The following is a 19,890-nucleotide window of genomic DNA, read 5'->3' on the forward strand; positions in this document are numbered from 1 at the left end:
TCCTGAGCGACGCCGAAGGGTCACGCCAGGCGCGTGGCGAGCTCGGCGATCTTGTCGGGACGGAAGCCCGACCAGTGGTCCTCGTCGGTCACGACGACGGGCGCCTGCATGTAGCCGAGCGCCTTGACCTGCTCCAGCGCCGTCGGGTCCTCCGACAGGTCGTGGATCTCGTACTCGATGCCCTTGGCATCCAGCGCACGGTAGGTGGCGTTGCACTGCACGCAGGACGGCTTGGTGTAGACCGTGATCGACATCTGAAACCCCTCAAATCTCTGGTTGCTCCGGCAGACCCCCGCCGGGACTTCAATACTACATATAGGGACGGACATTACGGGCGACCACAAGGGGTAGTAGTTACATCCGTGTAGTTTTCCACCGCTCTCCCCTGGTACAACACAGGTTCTCCACCGTTTCTTCCACAGGCCGAGACCGGTCCGAAGGGCATCCGAACCGCGAGAAATCGCGGCTGGGAAGCGCCTGTGAGCGATCTGTCCACAGGTGGGACCGTAAGCGGGGGTTCCGACATTCCGAGACCTGTGGAAACTGCCGTTCGGCGTGTCGTCGGCGTGTCGCATCCGTACCCGCTTCGACGCTCCGCACCGGGTGCCGGTACCGTTGTGAGGTGGCGGGATATCGGGACCTTCTTCGCACGCCCGGGGTGGCGCGCATGATCGCAGCTCAGCTGACCGCGCGTTTCCCCAACGGCATGTCTTCGCTCGCGATCCTGCTGCATGTCGAACAGCAGACGGGGTCGTACGGAGCCGCCGGTCTCGTGCTCGCAGCGACCAGCGTCGGCCAGGCTGTCGCCGGCCCCATCACCAGCCGCTGGATGGGCGCGTGGGGCATGCGCCGCGTGCTCACCCTCACCCTGACCGTCTGTGTGGTCGCAGTGCTGGGACTCGCTCTGCTCCCGCTGAACCTGCCGGGCTACATGGTGCTGGGGATGGTGGCCGGCCTCTCCACTCCGCCGATCCAGGCCGCCGTGCGCACGATCTACCCGAAGCTCGTGAACTCCTCGCAGCTCACCCCGCTCTTCTCCCTCGACGCCTCGTTGCAGGAGATCATCTGGATCCTGGCTCCCGTGGTCATCACGCTCGTGTCGACGCAGATCGGCACCACCGAGGGCCTGCTTCTCGTCGCGATCATCCTGGTGGCCGGAGGCGCGTGGTTCATCCTCTCCCCCGAGGTCGGTCGCGTGCGGATCCCCCGCAGCCGGAACGCCCTGGGAAAGGTCGTCCTGAAGCCGCCGGTCATGCTCGCCACGGTCATCGGCTTCCTCCTGATCGGCGCGTGCGCGGCCGTCGAGGTCGGCGTCGTGGCGACGTTCGAGCACGGCAGCCTGGCCGCGGGGCTCGTCCTCGCCGTCTTCTCGGTCGGCAGTCTCGCCGGGGGCCTGGCCTTCGGCCATATCCCCATCGGACCGTGGGCCATGGCACGGCGTCTGCTGATCGTCACGATCGGCCTCGGCCTCACGATGGTCATGCTCAACGTGTTCTGGCTCGGCGGCACCCTGATCCTCGCCGGCATCGGCATCGCCCCGGCCCTCGCCGTGCTGTTCGCGATCACCTCGGCGAGTGTGAAGTTCAGCGAGACCGCAGAGGCCTTCGGATGGGCCGGTACCGGCCAGCTCATCGGCGCCGCAGCCGGGTCCGCGGTGGCGGGCTTCCTCGTCGACGTGAGCGACTGGCGTGGCGCCTACTTCGCCGCGACGCTGTTCGCCGCGGCCGGCCTGGTCGTCTCGATCGTGTTCGTCCGTTCCTTCCCCGATCTGCGTCACCGCGACGCGAGCCCTCACCCCGATACCGAACCGCTGGCGGTCACCCCCTCATGAGCTCCTTCTCCTCTCTGACGTCCGCGCCCGAGATCGTCTGCGTCGGCGAGACCATGGCGTTGATCACGCCGACGGATGCGGGCCTCGCCGAGGCCGGGCACGCGACGATCGGGCTCGCCGGGGCGGAGTCCAACGTGGCGGCGGGCGTCGCCGCCACCGGCCACCGCGTCGCTTGGGCATCCCGCCTGGGCGCCGACCCGCTCGGCGACCGCATCGTGTCGGACCTCGCGCGTCGCGGCGTGGAGCTGTGGGTCGAGCGCGCCGCGGACGCACCCACCGGCGTCATGTTCAAGGATCCGGGCGTCGAATCCTCCGCCGTGTACTACTACCGCCGCGGATCGTCCGCCGCGCACATGGGGCCGGGCTTCCTGACACCCGAGCGGCTGGACGGTGTGCGCATCGTGCACACCACCGGCATCACACCCGCGCTCTCGCCCTCGACTCGGGAGATGGTCGACCGCCTCTTCACCGATGCCCGCACCGCCGGCGCGCTCGTGTCATTCGACGTGAACGACCGGCGGCCGCTCTGGAGTCGCGAGGAGGCCGCCGAGACCCTCGCCCGCCTGGCCGACGCCGCCGACATCGCCTTCGTCGGCCGCGACGAGGCCGAACGCATCTGGGGCACCGTGACTCCGGCCGAGATCCGCGCCTTCCTCCCCCGTTGTCCGCTGCTGATCGTCAAGGACGGCGATGTCGGGGCGACCGCCTTCGACGGCGACGCCGATCCGGTGTTCGTGCCGGCCCCCGTGGTCGACGTGGTCGAGCCGGTCGGGGCAGGCGACGCGTTCGCCTCCGGCTTCCTGGTCGCCACCCTCGACGGCGCATCGCTCGACGCACGCCTGTCGGCAGGGCATGCCGCCGCCGAGCGCGTACTGACGATCGCGGCCGATCTCCCGCCACTCGACTGATCGCACTGAGCCCACCTCACCGGCCGGTCGTAGGCTGTGAGCATGCCCGCACCGCTCCTGCTGCCCCGCATCGCCTGGGGCTCCCCCTCGGCTCCGCGCCGCGCCCTGCTCGTGCACGGTCTCGGCTCCTCCGCTGCCCTCATGTGGCGCCTCGGAGACGCGCTGGCCGAAGCCGGATGGCACACCACCGCCGTCGATCTGCGTGGTCACGGTGACGCACCCCGGGCACTCGACTACTCGGTCGCAGCGTATGGCGCCGACCTCGTGGCGACCCGCCCCGCCGACGGCGGCAGCTGGGATGCGGTCATCGGCCACTCCCTCGGGGGCGCAGCGAGCACGGTCGCCGCGGCATCCGATGCCGCCTGGACGCGCCGCCTCGTGCTCATCGATCCGGCCATCCACGTCGACGACCGTGACGCCGCGATCGTGCGCCGGAGCCAGGAGCGGGCATTCGCCGACCCCCGACTCGACGTGGTGCAGGAGGAGCATCCGCACTGGCACCCGCAAGACCAGGAGCTGAAGGTCGATGCCGTGCTCCGGGCGAGCGCCTGGGCGGTGGAGCAGACCAGCGCCCAGAACCGGCCCTGGGATGTGCGGGCCGAAGCCGCGGCCCTCTCGATCCCCACGCACGTGCTCGGCGCCGACCCCGCCGTGTACAGCATCTTCACCGGCGATCTGGCGGACGAGGTGCTGGCGGCGAATCCGCTGATCACGATGTCGATCGTCGCCGGCGCCGGGCACTCCCTGCACCGCGACAAGCCGGAGGAATCCGTGCGCCAGCTTCTGGAGGCTCTGACGTGAGCGCTTTCGACCCGACCACCTTCCTCCCCGACGACCTGCTGGAGCGGATCCGCGAGCGTGCTCCGCTGCACGACCGCGAGAACACGTTCCCGCAACAGGACCTCGACGAGCTCCGCGAGGCGGGATACCTGTCGATCCTCGTGCCGGCCGCGCGCGGGGGTGCCGGTCTCGGTCTCGCAGAGGCCGCTCTGCTGCAGCAGCGGCTCGCGACGGCTGCCCCGGCCACGGCCCTGGCCATCAACATGCACCTGGTGTGGACGGGCGTCGCGAAGGTGTTCTCCGACCGCGGCGTGCCGGGGCTGGAGTTCGTGCAGGACGGCGCGGTCGCCGGTGAGGTCTTCGCGTTCGGCATCAGCGAGGGCGGCAACGACCTCGTGCTCTTCGGCAGCGACACGGATGCCGTGCCCCTCCCCGACGGCGGCTACTCCTTCACCGGCACCAAGATCTTCACGTCGCTGGCCCCCGTATGGACGCGACTCGGGCTGCATGGCCTCGACACCACGAGCGCGGATGCGCCGAAGCTGGTCTTCGCGTTCGTCGAGCGCACCGATGCGGTCACGACCTCCGAGGATTGGGACACGCTCGGCATGCGGGCGACCCAGAGCCGCACCACCCGTCTGCACGGCGCGACAGCGGATGCCGCACACGTCGTGCGCCGGATCGATCCCGGTCCGAACCCCGACCCGATCGTGTTCGGGATCTTCAGCGTGTTCGAGATCCTGCTCGCCTCCGTCTACACCGGCATCGCCCGCCGCGCGCTGGACCTGGCCGTGCAGACGGCGCACACCCGCCGCTCGAAGAAGACGGGCGCGGCCTACAGCCAGGACCCCGACATCCGCTGGCGCATCGCCGACATGGCCCTCGCCTACGACGCCCTGCCCCCGCAGATCTCCACCCTCGCACGCGACGTCGACGAGCGCGTCGACAACGGCGCACGGTGGTTCAGCCTGCTCTCGGGCGTCAAGCACCGCGCCATCACGATGTCCAAGCACGTGGTCGACCAGGCGATGCTGGTCTCCGGCGGCGGCTCGTACTTCTCCTCGAACGAGCTCTCCCGCCTCTACCGCGATGTGCTGGCGGGGGCGTTCCACCCCTCCGACCCCGAGTCCGCCCATGCCACGGCGGCGGGCGCATGGCTGGGTCCACTCGAATCCTGACCCCTTTCCTGCTGTTTTCCATAGACTCGGGCAACTCAAAGCGCGAAATCAGTTGCCGAACGTCGTTGCGGATGCGAAGATCGCACCATGAGCCCGACGAGAAGACACCCCACGCTGGATGAGGTCTCGAAGACGATCATCGAGCTCCTGCAGGAAGACGGCCGTCGCTCGTACTCCGATATCGGCCGTGTGGTCGGCCTGAGCGAGGCGGCGGTCCGTCAGCGCGTGCAGCGGCTCACAGAGTCCGGCATCATGCAGATCGTCGCCGTGACCGACCCCATGCAGCTCGGCTTCCACCGCCAGGCCATGATCGGCATCCGCGTCTCCGGCGATGCACGCCGGGTCGCCGAGGCGGTCGCCGCGATCGAGGCGATCGACTACGTCGTCATCACCGTGGGCGCCTTCGACGTGCTCGCCGAGGTCGTCTGCGAGGACGACGAAGACCTGCTCTCGCTGATCAACGACGTCATCCGTCCGATCGAGGGGGTTCTCTCGACCGAGACCTTCATCTACGCCAAGCTGCAGAAGCAGCTCTACAACTGGGGGACCAGATGAGCACCACACGCAACGAAGCCGAACTCCAGGCGATGGCCAAAGACCACCTCTGGATGCATTTCACCCGGCAGTCCACGATGGAGAAGTCCGGTGTGCCGATCATCGTCAAGGGTGATGGGCACCACATCTGGGACTCGAAGGGCAAGCAGTACTTCGATGGTCTCGCCGGCCTCTTCGTGGTCAACGCCGGACACGGTCGCACCCGACTCGCGGAAGCCGCCGCGAAGCAGGCGTCGGAGCTGGCGTTCTTCCCGCTGTGGTCCTACGCGCATCCGGCCGCCATCGAGCTCGCCGACCGCCTCGCCGATGAGGCGCCGGGCGACCTGAACCGCGTCTTCTTCTCGACCGGAGGCGGCGAGGCCGTCGAGACCGCGTTCAAGCTCGCCAAGCACTACTGGAAGCTGATGGGCAAGCCCACCAAGCACAAGGTGATCTCCCGCTCGGTCGCCTATCACGGCACCCCGCAAGGTGCTCTCGCCATCACCGGCATCCCGGCGATGAAGTCCATGTTCGAGCCCGTGACCCCCGGTGGCTTCCGCGTGCCGAACACCAACTTCTACCGCGCGGCGGAGATGGGTGGACCGGCGGATGATCTCGAGGCCTTCGGCCGTTGGGCGGCGGACCGCATCGAGGAGATGATCCTCTTCGAAGGCGCAGACACGGTCGCCGCGGTCTTCCTGGAGCCTGTGCAGAACTCCGGCGGCTGTTTCCCGCCCCCTCCCGGCTACTTCGCCCGCGTGCGAGAGATCTGCGACCGCCACGACGTACTGCTCGTCTCCGACGAGGTCATCTGCGCGTTCGGACGCCTCGGGCACACGTTCGCGTGCACGGGCCTCGGCTACGTGCCCGACATGATCACGTGCGCCAAGGGCATGACGAGCGGATACTCGCCCATCGGCGCCACGATCGTCAGCGACCGCATCTACGAGCCCTTCTCGAAGGGCGACATGTCGTTCCCGCACGGCTACACGTTCGGCGGCCACCCGGTCTCCGCGGCCGTCGCGCTCGAGAACCTCGCCATCTTCGACGAGGAGGGCCTGAACCAGCGGGTGCGCGAGAACTCTCCGCTGTTCCGCGCCGAGCTCGAGAAGCTCCTCGACATCCCGATCGTCGGCGACGTGCGCGGCGACGGCTACTTCTTCGGCATCGAGCTGGTGAAGGACAAGGCCACCAAGGAGACGTTCGACGATGACGAGTCGGAGCGGCTGCTACGCGGCTTCCTCTCCCCTGCCCTGTTCGAAGCCGGCCTGTACTGCCGCGCGGATGACCGGGGCGACCCCGTGATCCAGCTCGCACCGCCGCTCACGATCGGTCAGCCGGAGTTCCGCGAGATCGAGCAGATCCTGCGCGACGTGCTCACCCGGGCCCAGTCCGTGCTCTGAACGCCCGCACGCGCTACGGTCCCTCGTCCTCCGCTGCGGGGACGAGGGACTTCAGGATCGTCGCCTGACGGACGAGGAACGCCCGTTCGTCGAGCCTCTTGCGACGCAGCCACGAGGTGACCTCGCTGTTGTTCTTGCTGGCGTTGCACGACGCACACGCCGGCACCACATTTTCGAGGGTGTATCTTCCGCCGCGGGAGACGGGCATGATGCAATCGCGCTGCAGCGCCGGTGCCGGGTTCTGGCAATAGGCACAGCCCTCCCAGGCGTCCATCAGCGCCTGCCACTGATCGGGAGTGAGATCGTTGTCCACCCGCGACAGTCGATTCTGCCTCCGACGCGCATAGCGCGTGCGGGCAGCTGGCGTGCGCGCGGACGCGGGGACTTTGCGACGGGCAGGCATGGGCTCACGGTACCGCGGCGGGCGGGGGATGTTGCGGTGTGAACCGCTCAGTTCCGATTGTGCCCGAGGGCCCGGGAGACCAGCACCTGTTTCCAATAGGTCTCGCGGTCGATCACATGATCGTCGTCTGTGCGCATCGACCAGAACTCCAGCAGAGCGAATCGCATCGTCGTTCGGAAATACTCTTCGCCCGTCGCCGCGAGGTGAGCTTTCAGCCCGACGTTGTCTCCGTGGAGGGTGAGCGCGTAGTGGGACCAGCGTTGCCAGATCCCCGTGTCGCCGTAGGCAGAGCCGACGTAGGGTTCGCCTGTCACCGTGTCGTGGATGACATAGACACCCTTCATGTGCTCCAACGCGATACGCCAGTCAGGACGGCCCTGCTTCACGATCGTCTGGATCTCGCCCAGCGAATGATCGATGCGATCGTGCCCCGGGAAGGGGATGCCGACGAACGGTTCCTCGGCAATCGACGCAACCGTCATGTCGCCGAGACATGCCTCCATGTTCCGACGGCGGTTGCGGCCCGTGAGCGCCACGCGCACGAAGAGCCTCTTGATATAGGGGCCCATGAGGTCTTGCCGAAGGATGACGTCGTAGGAATGCTGTCGTGGCTCGGGGCGACGGCCCACCACTTCCCAGATCCCGCCGAACAACCACAGCGTCGGATCGCGTCGGTCCTGTGCGAGAGAGAAGATGAACTGCCGGTTGAAGTCGTCGTTCACGTTGCGCCATGAATTCCACCGCTGCCACTGATCGGGGTCGTTGCCGAGCGCGTCGATCGGAAAGGACTCACCATTGAAAACGGCGAAATGGAGCTTGACTCGCGTCGGATCGAACCCTGGCGGCAGTAGCGTCTCGAGCAGGATCGGGTCCATGGTCACAGGCTAGTGCGGACGATGGAGAGAGCTGGCGTCATTTCGACGAGACTGACCATTGGCCGTGCTTGTCTCGTTGAGGATGCAAGAACGAGGCTCTATAGCGGCTCGCAGCCACAGCGGGGCGGCCAGATGCGCACACGGAAACGACGACGGCCGACCAGTCATGATCTCTCATGCCCGATCGGCCGTCCTCTCGGTGGACCTAAGGGGATTCGAACCCCTGACCTCCTCGATGCGAACGAGGCGCGCTACCAACTGCGCCATAGGCCCGTGAACACCTCTACGCTATCACGACGGAAGAGGGGTCCGCGTCACACCGATCACCCGGCGGCACGTCGGGAGAGCAGCTCCCTCACGTGGTCTTCGATCTCCGCATCGTCCACGAAACCCATCCGGGCGTACGGAGATGAGGAGGCGGCCGGCAGGGCCACCGGGGCCTCCGGAGCCATCTCCTCGGCACGCGCACGGAGTGCGGCGATGCGGGCGGCCTTGCGCCGTTCTTCCTGCGCCTCGATCTCGGCCTGCGCAACCTGTGCGCGCGATCCGGCGACCGACACCATGGGCTCGGGCAGCGGACGCGGGGTCCAGGTGGCACGGCCCTGATCATGGAGTTCCGGAGCAACGCGCTCGGTCTGCGGCTCTGCGACCTGCTGCGGGCGCCTGACGGATCGCGCGGCCACCGCTGCCATCCGCTGCAGGGCGAGCCCGGAGACGAGCACGAGCGCGCCTCCGACCCAGAGCAGCAGCTGCGCACCGGTCGCGATGATCTGCCACACACCGAGGCCCGCGAGAGCGAGCCCGAGGAGCACCATGGTGGTCGCCGTCGCACGCACGCGACGACGAGCGCGCGCCTGGCGCACCACCGGATCAGCCCTGGTGGCGGCGAGCTCGTTGCGGAGCGCTTCGAGCTCGGCGGCCTCCCGCTCGGACTGCACGCGCTTGGCCAACTTCTGCTGCGCGAGCGCGGTGCGGGCGTTCAACTCGAAACGCACCTCTCCCGGTGTCTCACTGGTCTCGGCGAGCACGCGGAGCGCCTGGTTCAGCCGCACGGCGTTGCGCTCCGCGGCGTTGTACTGGAAGCGACCGCGCCAGGAGGGCAGCAGGTACAGCATCCAGAGGAGCACAGCGACGAGCACGATCACTCCCCCGCTCAGCACCGGCCCGTCCATACCGACAAAGCTACGGGTTCCCGAGCCTTCCGAACGCGCAGTCGGCGCGTGTCGCGGGGAGTCGGCGTCGGATCAGAGACTCAGACGGTCAGCGGGAGGCACCGTCGACGCGTCGGGAGGCACCTGACCGTTCAGCCAACGCGCCAGAACTCCCTGCGGAACGTCCTCCCGGGTGAGCGCGAAGGCATAGTGATCCCGCCAGTCCCCATCGATGTGGATGTAGCGACGCCGCAGCCCCTCGTAGCGGAACCCCAGCTTCTGCACCACGCGCAGGCTCGCCACGTTCTCGGGGCGGATGCAGATCTCCATCCGGTGCAGTCCGTACTCGGTGAAGCAGGCATCGGTCGCGAGCGCGACGGCCGTGGGGGTGATCCCCCGGCCGGCGAAACGCTCGCTCACCCAGTAGCCGATGGTGGCCGAGCACAGCGAGCCGCGAGCAACACCCCACACGTTCAGCTGACCGGCGACCTCGCCGTCGTACTCCATGACGAACGGGTAGCCGGCACCGTCCTTGTACTGCTGAAGGAGTCGCCGGATGCTCAGGCGCATGTCGAACGAGACGCTCCCGTAGGGAACCGTCGCCTCCCACCGCTGCAGCCATGACCGGTTGGTCAGCAGCTCGTGCTGCAGCGGACGTGCGTCCTTCGAGCGGATGAGCCGCAGCTCGATCGCCCCGTGCCTGATGCCTGCCGTCAGATCCATCGCGCGCCCCGACGCCCGCAGAGTCGCCTACAGGCGTTCCGCGAACTCCTTCAACCACGGCCGCAACTCGGGGCCGAGGTCCTCACGGTCGGAGGCGAGCTGCACGATCGCCTTGATGTAGTCGACACGGTCACCCGTGTCGTAACGCCGACCGCGGAAGATCACGCCCACCACACCGGGGCCGTCGGGGTCTGCCGCCATCTCCTGCAGCGCATCCGTCAACTGGATCTCGCCGCCCTTGCCCGGCTCGGTGCGCTCGAGGATCTCGAACACCGAGGCGGGGAGCACGTAGCGTCCGATCACGGCGAGGTTGGAAGGAGCATCTTCCTGCGCGGGCTTCTCGACGAGTCCGGTCACGCGGACCGACTCAGAGCCGTCGATCGGCTCCACGGCGGCGGCGCCGTACATGTGGATGTTGGAGGGGTCGACCTCCATCAGAGCGATCACCGCGGCGCCGCTGCGCTCGTGCTCGGCGATCATGTCGGTCAGCAGCGGGTCGCGCTCATCGATGAGGTCATCGCCCAGCAGCACCGCGAACGAACTGTCGCCGACGTGCGTGCGGGCGCGCAGCACCGCGTGCCCGAGCCCCTTCGGCTCACCCTGACGCACGAAATGGATGTCGGCGATGTCGCTCGACTTCATGACGCGCTCGAGGCGGCCCGTGTCGCCCTTCTCCATGAGCTTCACCTCGAGCTCCGGCACGGAGTCGAAGTGGTTGGAGATGGCGTTCTTGTTGCGGCCGATGATGACCAGGATGTCGTCGATGCCCGCTTCCGCCGCCTCTTCGACGACATACTGGATGGCCGGCTTGTCGACGACCGGGAGCATCTCCTTCGGCATCGCCTTGGTGGCTGGCAGGAATCGAGTCCCCAGGCCTGCGGCAGGAATGACGGCCTTGATCTTCTGCGTACCCATCCCCTCAGCCTAGTGGTGGGCACCCCCGTAGACTCGGAGGCATGTCGAACGACGTCGAGCATGCCAAGCGCGCACTCCGCGCCGAACTGCGCGAGCGCCGCGGACTGCTCTCCGAGGCACAGCGCGAAGCGGCGGCCGCAGCGATCGGCGAACGTCTGGATGCCCTGATCGACGAACTCGGCGCCCGGTCCATCTCCTGCTTCCTCTCCACCCTGAGCGAACCCGGCACCCGGGAGTTCGTGACCAGAGCCGTACGCCGAGGGATCCGGGTGCTGCTCCCGATCACGCGCGCCGACGGACTGCTGGACTGGGCCGTCGCAACCGATGACGACGCGACGACCGAGGGGCTGTACGGACTTCCGGAGCCCACCGGCGAGGTGCTCGGGCCCATCGCCGTGAACGATGTCGACCTGATGATCGTCCCCGCAGCGGCCGTCGACCGATCGGGCATGCGGATGGGGTGGGGCCGCGGCTACTTCGACAAGACCATCGGTTCCATGGAGAAGTGCCCTCCTGTCTACGCAGTCATCTATGATTCCGAGATACTCGACTCCCTGCCCCGAGAGGTGCACGACCAGCCGGTGGACGGCGTCGTCACCCCGTCGCAGACTCTGAACCTGTCGCCGTCGCGACGCTGACCCTGAGGACGAAATGCCCACTTACGCCTATGCCTGCACATCGTGCGGACACCAGTTCGATGCCGTGCAGAGCTTCTCTGACGACGCTCTCTCGGTCTGCCCCGAGTGCGGTGGCGCCCTGCGCAAGCAGTACGGCTCGATCGGGGTGACCTTCAACGGCTCCGGTTTCTATCGCACCGACTCGCGCGCCAAGACTGGCGGATCGAAGGATGCTTCGGCATCATCGAAGACGGAGTCGACGACGAGCGCCAAACCGGCGGCTGCATCGAGTTCCGCCTCTTCCTGAGGTCCCGATCTGCTGGGGGTCCCCATGCTCAAAGGTTTCAAGGAGTTCATCCTCCGCGGCAACGTCATCGACCTGGCTGTGGCCGTCGTCATCGGCGGTGCATTCACCACGATCGTGAACGCCGTCGTCGCCAGCGTCATCAATCCGCTCGTGTCCCTCTTCTTCAAGGCGGATGCCGCGGGCAACTTCGGCCCGCAGCTCACGAGCATCTATGGCGAGAAGGTCACCTTCCCGATCGGCGATCTGGTCTCGGCCGTCATCAGCTTCCTCGCCGTTGCCGTTGTCGTCTACTTCGTGTTCGTCGTGCCGATGAACCACTACAAGGCGCGCGTCGCCGCGAAGAAGGGCACTCCCGCAGAAGAGCCCGCCGCAGCCACCGAAGCCGAGCTCCTGCTCGAGATCCGCGACCTGCTCGCCAAGAACCAGCGCAGCTGACCCGCGTCCACTCTGCGAGAAGCGCACGGCACCCGGATCGGGGCCGTGCGCTTCTTGCGTTCGGGGCCGTTCAGACCGCCGAGTCAGTAGTGCGGAGGGACATCCTGGATCAACTGGTCGTCGTTCGGGCCCTTCGGTCCGCGCACGGTCCGCGCCGGCTTCTCCACGACCGCCGGTCCCGACTCCGGATCCGGGTCGGTGCCGGGCACCGGCGTCAGCCGTGCGCGCCGGGAGCCCGGCACCCGCACGACGCGTTGCCGCGGGGCATCGGAGTCAGGCTGCTCAGCCACGGTCGGGATCGGCGATGTCGATCGGTTGCGTGTCGTTGTCGGCCCGCGGCGCCGAATCGGAGATGCCGAGCACCGCGGCGATCCGCGTGGCGACCGTCACCGGATCGCTGTAGAGGTCGAAGGCATGCACGCGCACGTAGTGCCATCCCAGCCGGCGCAGCACGTGCGGGCGCAGACGCAGCGTCTCGCGCAGCGATTCCCCCCGGGACTCCGGGTCGGACTCGATCACCACGGCCTTGCCCTGGTGCTGCGCGACCAGCGGGAGGCGTCCGCGGTAGTCGACGTCGACGGAGGCGCCGAGGCGCCGCAGCTCTCTGGCGAGAGCGAGGGTCAGCGGATCGGCCAGATCCTCCAGGCGGGCATCACGTCCGCGCGCGGCCAGGCCGCCGAGGATCGACATCAGTGTCGCCGCGCCGTGCTCGAGGCGCCCGTCGTCGAAGGAGGAGGGGCGGATGGACGACACGATCACCATCGAACGACGAGCTCTCGTCATACCGACCGTGAGCAGGCGCTCACCGTCAGGCGTGGAGAGATCGCCGAAGTCGCTGAGCACCCGTCCGTGCTTGGTGAGGCCGAAGCCGAGCGAGAAGATCACACGGTCGCGGCTCTCCGCGACGGATTCCTCGAGAGTCAGGACCGAGAACGGCTCGGCGGTGTCACGTCCGACGAAGTCGGCGACGTCGGAGCGACCGGCGAATGCCGACGTGACCGCCGCGCGCACGCGCTCGGCGTGCCGCCTGCTGGCGGTGACGACCATGAGCGACTCTGTCGGACGATGCACGGCGTGCTCGACCACGAGCGTGACGACGCGCGCGACCTCGGCATCAGGGCTCTCGACAGCGCCGGAGATCGGATCCGGCGCTCCGGTGCCGCCTTCGACGTAGTCCACCGTGAGGCTGCCACGTCCGAGATACGAACCGGCCCAGGGCAGCGAGACGATCTCGCCCCCGTAGAAGGCATCGTTGATCAGCTCGGCGAGATCCTCTCCCCCGGCCCGATAGCTGCGCGTGAGCGTCATCACCGGCAGCAGCTCCGAGAGCCGCTCGAATACCGAGACATCGTCGAAGGGGACCTCGGGCTCCCAGTCATCGCCTGGATCGACGGCGATGTGGAAGGGAGTGGGGCGCTGCGTCACCGGATCGCCGAACGCGACGATCTGACGCGCACGGCGGATCGCCGGTGCAGCCTCGGCGAGATTGATCGCAGCCGCATCGACCAGGAGGACGGTGTCGAACTCGACGGACTCCGGAATCTCGGGTACGCGGTAGGGCGAGGAGATCCAGACCGGGGCGAGCACGTCGACCAGGCTCGGAGCGGCGCTGACGATCTCGGCCGTGCTGGAGCCGGGTTGGGTCAAGGCACGACGAAGGTGCTGGGACTGCTGGGGCTCATCGACGATCGCGATCTTCCACTGGCTCGCCAGCTGCCAGGCGAGCAACGGTCCTGCCATCGCCGCATGAGCCTCATCCACCAGACGGAAGTCCCGCTCGAGGCGATCCACGACGGCGGTGTTGGCGCCCAGAAGGGCACGGTTGTCCTGAAGTGCACGTTCCAGGAGCGACTGCCACCAGGCGAATTCGAGCTCCTCGCCGACCTGGCCCTCGGATACGTGGCGCACCGACAACTCGGCGAGCAGCGGCTCGAGACCCCACAGCGCGAGTCGATCGCGCAGCTGCGCGCGCTCGACCAGGTTGTCGAAGACGTCGGACTTCGCGGCGAGGCCGGCAAGGGTGCGGACCAGGCGGGCGACCGGCAGCGCCGCGAGAGGTTCGCGTCGTCCGAGAGCGGCATCGAGCTCCGCGAGCTCCGCGTGGGCACGCTGCCACGCCGAGGAAACGTCGGCGAGTCCGAGCGGCACTTCGGGCGCCACCCCCGCCTCGACGAAGCGCTGCCACTGCGTGCGCTGCGCCTGGATGCGCAACAGCGCCTCGTGCATCTCGGTGACGTGCACGCCGGGCCGGACGTACTCCTTCGCCAGACGGCGCAGGCGACGGCGGTTCGCTCCGGAAAGCCCCGGCGCATCGCGGCGCGAGCCGTGCGCCTGGATGAGTTCGCCGAGCGGCCGTTCGAACACGGTCGGGCTGAAGCGGTCGAGCGAGTCGCGGATGCCCTGCAGCAGCCCGAGGTACTCGCCGAGTTCGTCGATCGTGGCGAAGGGACGCATGCGCGTCTGCGCGATCAGCTCGTAGCCGCGCTCCAGGAGCGCAGGAATGCTGTTCGAGTGGAGGCGAGCGGCGAGCTCGTGAGCTGCTCGCGCCGCCTCCGTGCTCGAGAACGTGACGCCATACCAGGGCGAGTCATCCGGGCCGAACCGGAACTCCCCGAGTCGTGCCGCCTGAGCAAGCGCCGACGCGGCAGCGGACCTGTCGTCGGCCAGACGGTGCAGCGCCTCTGCGCCGAGGCGGGCAGTGGTCGACGGAGGCACGGGAAGCGAGGCGAGGCGGGTCAGGTGCCGCGTGGCATCGAGAACCGAGGCCCCGGTGCCGCCGACGGGTGCGGTGAGCGCCTGTCGATAGTCGCGCAGGACGGTACGCAGACGGACGAGTGCATCGTCGACCTCGCCGACCTTCGGGGCGGCCGCCTTCTCATTGCGTCCGATCGCACGCACGAGGTCGCGGCGGACGCTGGCGGGTGAGATCGCGAGGCTGTCCAGACCGATCCCGGCGAGGCGATGACGCACGCCGTCGAGCGTGGAACGCCGTGCCGAGACGACGAGCACGCGCCGGCCGGCCCGCACCAGCTCACCCAGGGCGTTGATCACGGTCTGGGTGCCGCCGGTGCCCGGCAGCGTCGCCACGGTCAACGAATGGCCGGCAGCGATGCGCGCGAGCACTGCCTCCTGCTCGGCATCCGCATCGAGCAGGAGGTTGTCGGATGCGGGCGCTCTGTCATCGGGCCCGGTGTGGTGCGGCGTCGCCCGCGGCGCGGTGACCTGTTCACGATCGCCGACGTGGCCGGCGAGCGCGTTCAGCACGACGTGGTCGAGGTTGCGGCTGTCGCGGACCATCGCGCCGCTCACATCGGCGAAGGTGGAGACGACCAGCCGTGGTTCGACCGAGAAGGTGTCGATCGAGCGGGCCGTCGCGCGCAGGCTGTCGATCACCGGCTGGGGTTTGAAGATGCCCCCGTCGTAGGCGAGGGCGGCGAGGGCTGCGGCGTCGATGAAGAGGCCGAAGTGCTCTTGCGCGATGCGCACGAGCTCAGGATTCACCTCGAAGGCACCCTGCAGCTTGAGCTCGAAGTCGGAGTGGTGTCGGCGGATGGCCAGAGGGCGCAGCAGCACGGGGGCGGAGAACCCGACTCCCCCGATGCGCCAGTGCGCGACGCCGACGGCGAGGTGGACAGCCTCGATCCCACGGACAGTGCGGAGTTCGGTGTTCTTCGCGGTGATGCGTTCAGCCGCGAGCCTGGCCGTACGCAGTCCGACCTCGTCGCGGAACAGGTTGGACAGCAGGGTCGACCGGCCGGTGATGAACTGCGGCAGGCTCCCCGGATGCGCCTTGGAGATGTCGATCCCGGATTCGGGCCCGTCACGGAAACTGACCAGGGGCGATGCGCCTCCGAGGTCGGCGGCTTCCGCACGCAGTCTGGTTCGCTCCGCCTCGGCGGCGTGTGCGACATCGACGCCGGTCGCGGACTCGTGGAGCTCGCCGAGAGTCACTGCGGCCTCCGCCACTGCGTCATCCGCAGACTTGTCATCACGTCGCCACACAACTCACACACTAGGCGCGTCAGTGCCCGGCGTCCGGTATCCCTGGCGGGTTTCACCGGATTCATGCCTCTGAGCCGGCCCGCGCACTCTTCCTGCACGCCCTCGGAGGGTGATCGGTTGTTCCCGAGACGTGGCCCGTCGGGGATCCGCGCACGCGTCACGTCGGCACGAGCGGACACTATGGAGGAATGACCTTCCGCTACGACTTCGCTCCGACGCCGTTCGGCGACGCTCTCGCGGTGTTCTCCGATGAGGGCATCGTGCGGTTCGACCTCTCCGAATCCGAAGACCCATCCGTCCCCTGGCTGCTGGAGGGCGTCGCACGGGAGCTCGGCGCCCTCCCTGAACCCGCCCCCGGCGCGGCAGACGAGCTGTCCCGACTCCTCGAGGCCTACTTCGAGGGTGAGCCCGTGCGCTTCACCGACCATGTGGAGCTCGACTGGCGCCTCGCCCACGGCTTCTCGCGGACCGCGCTGCAGACGATCGGCACGATCGAGTGGGGCGAGACCATGAGCTACGGCGAGGTCGCGGTGCTCGCCGGTCACCCCGGGGCCGCGAGGGCGGTCGGCACCGCCTGCCGGCTCACCCCGTTCTCGATCGTCGTGCCCGTGCACCGCGTGGTGCGCTCCGACGGATCACCAGGGCACTACGGCGCGCACCCCGATCGGAAACGCTTCCTGCTCGACCTCGAAGCACGCTGACCGCGCAGGCCGGTGGGACGAGCGGGATCCCGACGAGTAGGCCGCCGGGGTCCCGCCCCTCCGCCACCGGGCGACCGGACCTGCCCCGATGGTAGGGTCGACGCTACGAAAAGGGGTACGGCGTTGTCTCCCCGAGGTAGGAAGTCATGAGCGCAACGGTGGCGTGGGAATCCGAGACCGAGCTCGTCGCAAACGCGGTGAGCGAGCTGGCCAGACGCACGCGCTTTCCTGTCGCCTTCGGCGGCCTGATCGAAGAGGGCGTCGTGAGTGTCACGAGCATCGTGGGCAATCGCACCCGCAGCCTCGACGGCCTCCGCGTCCGACCCGAGCGAGGTCTCGGCGGTCGCGCCATGATGGAGCTGCGCCCGCGGATGACGAGCGACTACGGGTCGTCACAGCAGATCACGCACGACTACGACATGTTCGTGCTCGGAGAGGGGCTCCGCACTCTTCTCGCGCTCCCGATCGTGGTGCAGGGCCGCTCCCGCGGCGTGCTGTACGCCGGCACCTGGGACGAGGAGCCGGTCGGGGGCATCACGACGGCGCCGGCGATGCAGGTCGCCCAGTCGGTTGCCGACGAGCTCCGCATCCGCGACGAGGTCGAGCAACGGCTGCGAGCCCGAGCCTCTGACGATACGGTCGCCCCACCGCAGCGCGAACAGTTACGCGAGAGCTTCGCAGAACTCCGCAGCATCGCCGCCTCCATCGACGACGACTCGCTGCGGCGTCGGATCGCTCGCGTCGAACGTCGGCTTGCCGTCCTCGCGGGCGACGCGGTCCCCGTCTCGACGGGCCCGGTGCCCACCGTGCGACTATCACCCCGAGAGATCGATGTGCTGGCGTGCGCGGCCCTGGGATCGACGAATGCAGAGATCGCCGGCCGGCTGGGACTCCGCGAGGGCACGGTGAAGGCCTACCTGGGCACGGCGATGTCGAAGCTCGACGCCTCTACTCGTCACTCCGCGGTGGCCAAGGCCCGCCGCGCGGGTCTACTCCCCTGACCCCGCGCTGCACAGTCCCTGCCCAGTCCTTTTCGCTACCATGGGCTGCAGTCGGCGAACACCGGCTCCGGACGAGGCAGGCCAGTACCCGGTGAGCGAAAAGACTGGTCCGAAAGGACCGTCATGTCGTGGATCGTCTTGATCGCATCCGGAGTTCTCGAAGCCGTGTGGGCGACCGCACTGGGCAAATCCGATGGACTCACCAAGCTCTGGCCGAGCGTGACATTCTTCGTCGCGCTCGCGATCTCGATGTTCGGTCTCGCATTCGCGATGCGCGATATCTCCACCGGCACCGCCTATGCGGTGTGGGTCGGAATCGGCGCATCGCTCACCGTCATCTGGGCGATGATCAGCGGAGACACCGAGATCTCCTGGCTGCGAGTTCTGCTCCTCATGGGCCTCGTCGGCTGCATTGTGGGCCTCAAGCTCATCGACACCGGCCACAAATAGTGACCTCGGTCCGTAATTCTTGTTGTTGTGGTTATTCCACACGGGTATCGTGTCTTCCATGGCGAGAAGAATTGTGCACCAGCTGGTCGACGATATCGATGGCACCGTCCTGGAGGTCGGCGAGGGCGAGACCGTTCATTTCTCTGTGAACGGCACCTCGTACGAGATCGACCTCAGCAGCGCGCACGCAGAGGAATTGCGTGCGGCTTTCGAACCGTACATCTCCGCAGGACGTCGAGCAGGATCCGGCGGTGCCGCGCGCTCCGCCGCTCCTCGCAAGCGCCCGGGGCGGAACCCCGAGGTCGCGGCCATCCGCACTTGGGCCAATGAGAACGGCTACACGCTTTCGGAGCGCGGTCGCATTCCCGCACCGATCGTCGAGGCCTACAACGCAGCCCACTGACCGAGTCGGAGAATAGGCGCTTCCCCGGAAGCTCTTATTCCCCGTCTTCTTTTGCCCAGGATTCATCTCGCAAAGTGATCTCGCTCGTCATATCAGCGAGGAACCTGATGACGACCTCGCGTTCCTGTGGAGTCAGACGAGCGGCCGCATAGAATCGCTTCGCCTGCTGACGGCCGACCGTCTCCATAGCCGCATGGCGCGTCTCCGCCGAAATCGTGATCGCCAATGCGCGTCGATCTGTCGGATGCGGGGCGCGATGGATATGCGCACTCTTCTCGAGGCGATCGAGCAGTTTGGTCGTGGCTGCCGTCGAGATTCCCAAATGCTGGGCGATTCCTCCCGGTGTCGCGATCATGTCGTTATTCGCGCACACGATGAGGTAGTGCAGCGCCCGCATATCTGTCTCATTGAGCTGCATATAGCGACGAGATGCGAGCGAGAGACGCTGCTCCGCTTCGCGCAACTCGCCGATCGCCGCCATGAGGCGCGAGATCTGGCGCAGGTCCTCCGGGGGAACACCGCTGCGGTCGATCAGCGTGCTCCGTGGGTCGCTCGCATCGACGTCGTAGATGGCCGAATGACTCAGACCGTCAGGACCAGGAACGCTCGCGCTTGTCGGCGCCACTCCCGACGCACCCGGAGCAAGGGTGGTGCGGGACTCGTTCTCCATGCGATCATGTTACACATCAAGGGCTTCATGCTAAGTTGATAACTCACCTAGTTAGCCAAATCGACGAGAGGATGCCATGGATGATGTGACTCTCCTCGCCGAAGACGGGTCCGCGGTCGGCGTGCTCCCGAAGCGCGACGTGCACACCTCTGCGACGCCCCTCCACCTCGCGTTCTCGTGTCATCTGCGCGATCGTGAAGGAAGGATCCTGGTCACGCGTCGAGCGCTGAGCAAACAGACCTGGCCGGGTGTCTGGACCAACAGCTTCTGCGGACATCCGCGTCCCGGCGAGGACATGGTGGACGCCGTCACTCGCCGTGCCCATGAGGAGCTGGGCGTCAGCCTCGCCGACATCCGCCTCGTCCTGCCGTCTTTCCGCTACCGCGCGGTCGATGCGAGCGGCATCGTCGAGAACGAGATCTGCCCTGTGCACGTCGCCGTCATCGACGGCGAGCTGTCGGTGAACCCCGACGAGGTCGCCGAGTGGGCCTGGATCGAACCCGCTGACCTCGTGGAGGCCGTGGAGCGCGCCCCCTTCGCCTTCAGCCCGTGGATCCGCGAGCAACTGCCGCAGCTTCGTGCGATCGGCGAGGTCTGACGATG

General features: G+C 67.8%; 23 protein-coding genes, 1 tRNA gene and 1 riboswitch. Of the genes, 14 read left to right on the top strand and 10 right to left on the bottom strand.

The features are described from left to right. Nucleotides 1-20 precede the first annotated feature (20 nt). Nucleotides 21-254, bottom strand: coding sequence for a glutaredoxin-like protein NrdH (gene nrdH / locus KZC51_RS15215; RefSeq protein ID WP_046012882.1), 234 nt, complete (start codon nucleotides 252-254; stop codon nucleotides 21-23). A gap of 413 nt (nucleotides 255-667) precedes the next feature. On the opposite strand from nrdH, the gene KZC51_RS15220 reads away from it, so the two are divergent. The 6 genes from KZC51_RS15220 to KZC51_RS15245 all read left to right on the top strand — a co-directional run bounded on the left by KZC51_RS15220 (nucleotide 668) and on the right by KZC51_RS15245 (nucleotide 6,634). Further along, complete coding sequence (locus KZC51_RS15220; protein WP_281732146.1) at nucleotides 668-1,831, top strand: MFS transporter; 1,164 nt, start codon at nucleotides 668-670, stop codon at nucleotides 1,829-1,831. Then, entirely contained in the window at nucleotides 1,828-2,739 is a 912-nt protein-coding gene (locus KZC51_RS15225; RefSeq protein WP_247630877.1) for a sugar kinase, read from the top strand. Before KZC51_RS15220 ends, KZC51_RS15225 begins: the two co-directional genes overlap by 4 nt. Nucleotides 2,740-2,781: 42 nt before the next feature. Further along, a complete protein-coding gene (locus KZC51_RS15230) occupies nucleotides 2,782-3,540 on the top strand; it encodes an alpha/beta fold hydrolase (RefSeq protein WP_247630878.1) in 759 nt (252 codons plus the stop codon). Next, a complete protein-coding gene (locus KZC51_RS15235) occupies nucleotides 3,537-4,697 on the top strand; it encodes an acyl-CoA dehydrogenase family protein (RefSeq protein ID WP_247630879.1) in 1,161 nt (386 codons plus the stop codon). Before KZC51_RS15230 ends, KZC51_RS15235 begins: the two co-directional genes overlap by 4 nt. A gap of 87 nt (nucleotides 4,698-4,784) precedes the next feature. After that, on the top strand, nucleotides 4,785-5,252 hold the full coding sequence (locus KZC51_RS15240) for an Lrp/AsnC family transcriptional regulator (RefSeq protein WP_247630880.1): 468 nt from the start codon (nucleotides 4,785-4,787) through the stop codon (nucleotides 5,250-5,252). Further along, complete coding sequence (locus KZC51_RS15245; RefSeq protein WP_247630881.1) at nucleotides 5,249-6,634, top strand: aspartate aminotransferase family protein; 1,386 nt, start codon at nucleotides 5,249-5,251, stop codon at nucleotides 6,632-6,634. Before KZC51_RS15240 ends, KZC51_RS15245 begins: the two co-directional genes overlap by 4 nt. Nucleotides 6,635-6,647: 13 nt before the next feature. Here the strand turns inward: KZC51_RS15245 and KZC51_RS15250 are convergent, their stop codons facing one another. The 6 genes from KZC51_RS15250 to galU form a co-directional block, all read right to left on the bottom strand. Further along, nucleotides 6,648-6,947 carry an HNH endonuclease gene (locus KZC51_RS15250; protein WP_308194311.1) on the bottom strand — a complete coding sequence of 100 codons (300 nt, stop codon included), beginning with the start codon at nucleotides 6,945-6,947 and terminating at the stop codon, nucleotides 6,648-6,650. Between the two features lie 137 nt (nucleotides 6,948-7,084). Next, nucleotides 7,085-7,912, bottom strand: coding sequence for a GIY-YIG nuclease family protein (locus KZC51_RS15255; RefSeq protein ID WP_247630883.1), 828 nt, complete (start codon nucleotides 7,910-7,912; stop codon nucleotides 7,085-7,087). Between the two features lie 200 nt (nucleotides 7,913-8,112). Then, nucleotides 8,113-8,185 (bottom strand) — tRNA-Ala (locus KZC51_RS15260). Between the two features lie 50 nt (nucleotides 8,186-8,235). Continuing rightward, nucleotides 8,236-9,084, bottom strand: a complete 849-nt coding sequence (locus KZC51_RS15265) for a hypothetical protein (RefSeq protein ID WP_247630884.1) — start codon at nucleotides 9,082-9,084, stop codon at nucleotides 8,236-8,238. Nucleotides 9,085-9,156: 72 nt separating this feature from the next. Next, nucleotides 9,157-9,786 (bottom strand): GNAT family N-acetyltransferase, encoded by a 630-nt coding sequence (locus tag KZC51_RS15270; protein ID WP_247630885.1) that lies wholly within the window; start codon nucleotides 9,784-9,786, stop codon nucleotides 9,157-9,159. A gap of 27 nt (nucleotides 9,787-9,813) precedes the next feature. After that, the gene (galU, locus tag KZC51_RS15275; protein WP_247630886.1) at nucleotides 9,814-10,701 is read right to left on the bottom strand and encodes a UTP--glucose-1-phosphate uridylyltransferase GalU; all 888 of its coding nucleotides are present in this window, start codon (nucleotides 10,699-10,701) and stop codon (nucleotides 9,814-9,816) included. A 41-nt stretch (nucleotides 10,702-10,742) separates the two neighbouring features. Here galU and KZC51_RS15280 point away from each other — a divergent pair, with 41 nt between their 5' ends. From KZC51_RS15280 to mscL, 3 genes are read left to right on the top strand one after another with little or no spacing between them, the layout of a single operon-like run. Then, complete coding sequence (locus KZC51_RS15280; protein WP_247630887.1) at nucleotides 10,743-11,339, top strand: 5-formyltetrahydrofolate cyclo-ligase; 597 nt, start codon at nucleotides 10,743-10,745, stop codon at nucleotides 11,337-11,339. 13 nt (nucleotides 11,340-11,352) lie between these two features. Further along, nucleotides 11,353-11,625, top strand: coding sequence for an FmdB family zinc ribbon protein (locus KZC51_RS15285; protein WP_247630888.1), 273 nt, complete (start codon nucleotides 11,353-11,355; stop codon nucleotides 11,623-11,625). 24 nt (nucleotides 11,626-11,649) lie between these two features. Then, nucleotides 11,650-12,060, top strand: a complete 411-nt coding sequence (gene mscL, locus KZC51_RS15290; protein ID WP_247630889.1) for a large conductance mechanosensitive channel protein MscL — start codon at nucleotides 11,650-11,652, stop codon at nucleotides 12,058-12,060. Nucleotides 12,061-12,143: 83 nt separating this feature from the next. On the opposite strand, the gene KZC51_RS15295 is transcribed toward mscL, so the two are convergent. Together KZC51_RS15295 and KZC51_RS15300 are read right to left on the bottom strand one after the other, a co-directional pair. Next, nucleotides 12,144-12,350: a hypothetical protein gene (locus tag KZC51_RS15295; protein WP_247630890.1), complete on the bottom strand. Its 207-nt coding sequence runs from the start codon at nucleotides 12,348-12,350 to the stop codon at nucleotides 12,144-12,146. Next, the gene (locus KZC51_RS15300) at nucleotides 12,343-16,026 is read right to left on the bottom strand and encodes an AAA family ATPase (RefSeq protein WP_247630891.1); all 3,684 of its coding nucleotides are present in this window, start codon (nucleotides 16,024-16,026) and stop codon (nucleotides 12,343-12,345) included. The genes KZC51_RS15295 and KZC51_RS15300 overlap by 8 nt, the downstream gene beginning before the upstream one ends. Before the next feature lie 224 nt (nucleotides 16,027-16,250). Here KZC51_RS15300 and KZC51_RS15305 point away from each other — a divergent pair, with 224 nt between their 5' ends. The 4 genes from KZC51_RS15305 to KZC51_RS15320 all read left to right on the top strand — a co-directional run bounded on the left by KZC51_RS15305 (nucleotide 16,251) and on the right by KZC51_RS15320 (nucleotide 18,617). Next, nucleotides 16,251-16,763: a methylated-DNA--[protein]-cysteine S-methyltransferase gene (locus tag KZC51_RS15305; protein ID WP_247630892.1), complete on the top strand. Its 513-nt coding sequence runs from the start codon at nucleotides 16,251-16,253 to the stop codon at nucleotides 16,761-16,763. Nucleotides 16,764-16,909: 146 nt separating this feature from the next. Continuing rightward, nucleotides 16,910-17,764, top strand: coding sequence for a LuxR C-terminal-related transcriptional regulator (locus KZC51_RS15310; protein ID WP_247630893.1), 855 nt, complete (start codon nucleotides 16,910-16,912; stop codon nucleotides 17,762-17,764). A gap of 45 nt (nucleotides 17,765-17,809) precedes the next feature. Further along, a riboswitch (guanidine-III (ykkC-III) riboswitch) is annotated at nucleotides 17,810-17,877 on the top strand. A gap of 10 nt (nucleotides 17,878-17,887) precedes the next feature. Next, on the top strand, nucleotides 17,888-18,214 hold the full coding sequence (locus tag KZC51_RS15315; protein WP_247630894.1) for a DMT family transporter: 327 nt from the start codon (nucleotides 17,888-17,890) through the stop codon (nucleotides 18,212-18,214). Nucleotides 18,215-18,272: 58 nt separating this feature from the next. Next, nucleotides 18,273-18,617 carry a histone-like nucleoid-structuring protein Lsr2 gene (locus KZC51_RS15320; protein WP_247630895.1) on the top strand — a complete coding sequence of 115 codons (345 nt, stop codon included), beginning with the start codon at nucleotides 18,273-18,275 and terminating at the stop codon, nucleotides 18,615-18,617. A gap of 34 nt (nucleotides 18,618-18,651) precedes the next feature. Here KZC51_RS15320 and KZC51_RS15325 read toward each other — a convergent pair whose 3' ends face one another. Next, nucleotides 18,652-19,287, bottom strand: coding sequence for a MarR family winged helix-turn-helix transcriptional regulator (locus KZC51_RS15325; protein ID WP_247630896.1), 636 nt, complete (start codon nucleotides 19,285-19,287; stop codon nucleotides 18,652-18,654). A gap of 76 nt (nucleotides 19,288-19,363) precedes the next feature. On the opposite strand from KZC51_RS15325, the gene idi reads away from it, so the two are divergent. Then, on the top strand, nucleotides 19,364-19,885 hold the full coding sequence (gene idi, locus KZC51_RS15330) for an isopentenyl-diphosphate Delta-isomerase (protein ID WP_247630897.1): 522 nt from the start codon (nucleotides 19,364-19,366) through the stop codon (nucleotides 19,883-19,885). The last annotated feature ends 5 nt before the right edge of the window (nucleotides 19,886-19,890 follow it).

It is taken from the genome of Microbacterium croceum (genome assembly GCF_023091245.1).
In the GTDB taxonomy this organism is placed as follows: Bacteria; Actinomycetota; Actinomycetes; order Actinomycetales; family Microbacteriaceae; genus Microbacterium; species Microbacterium croceum.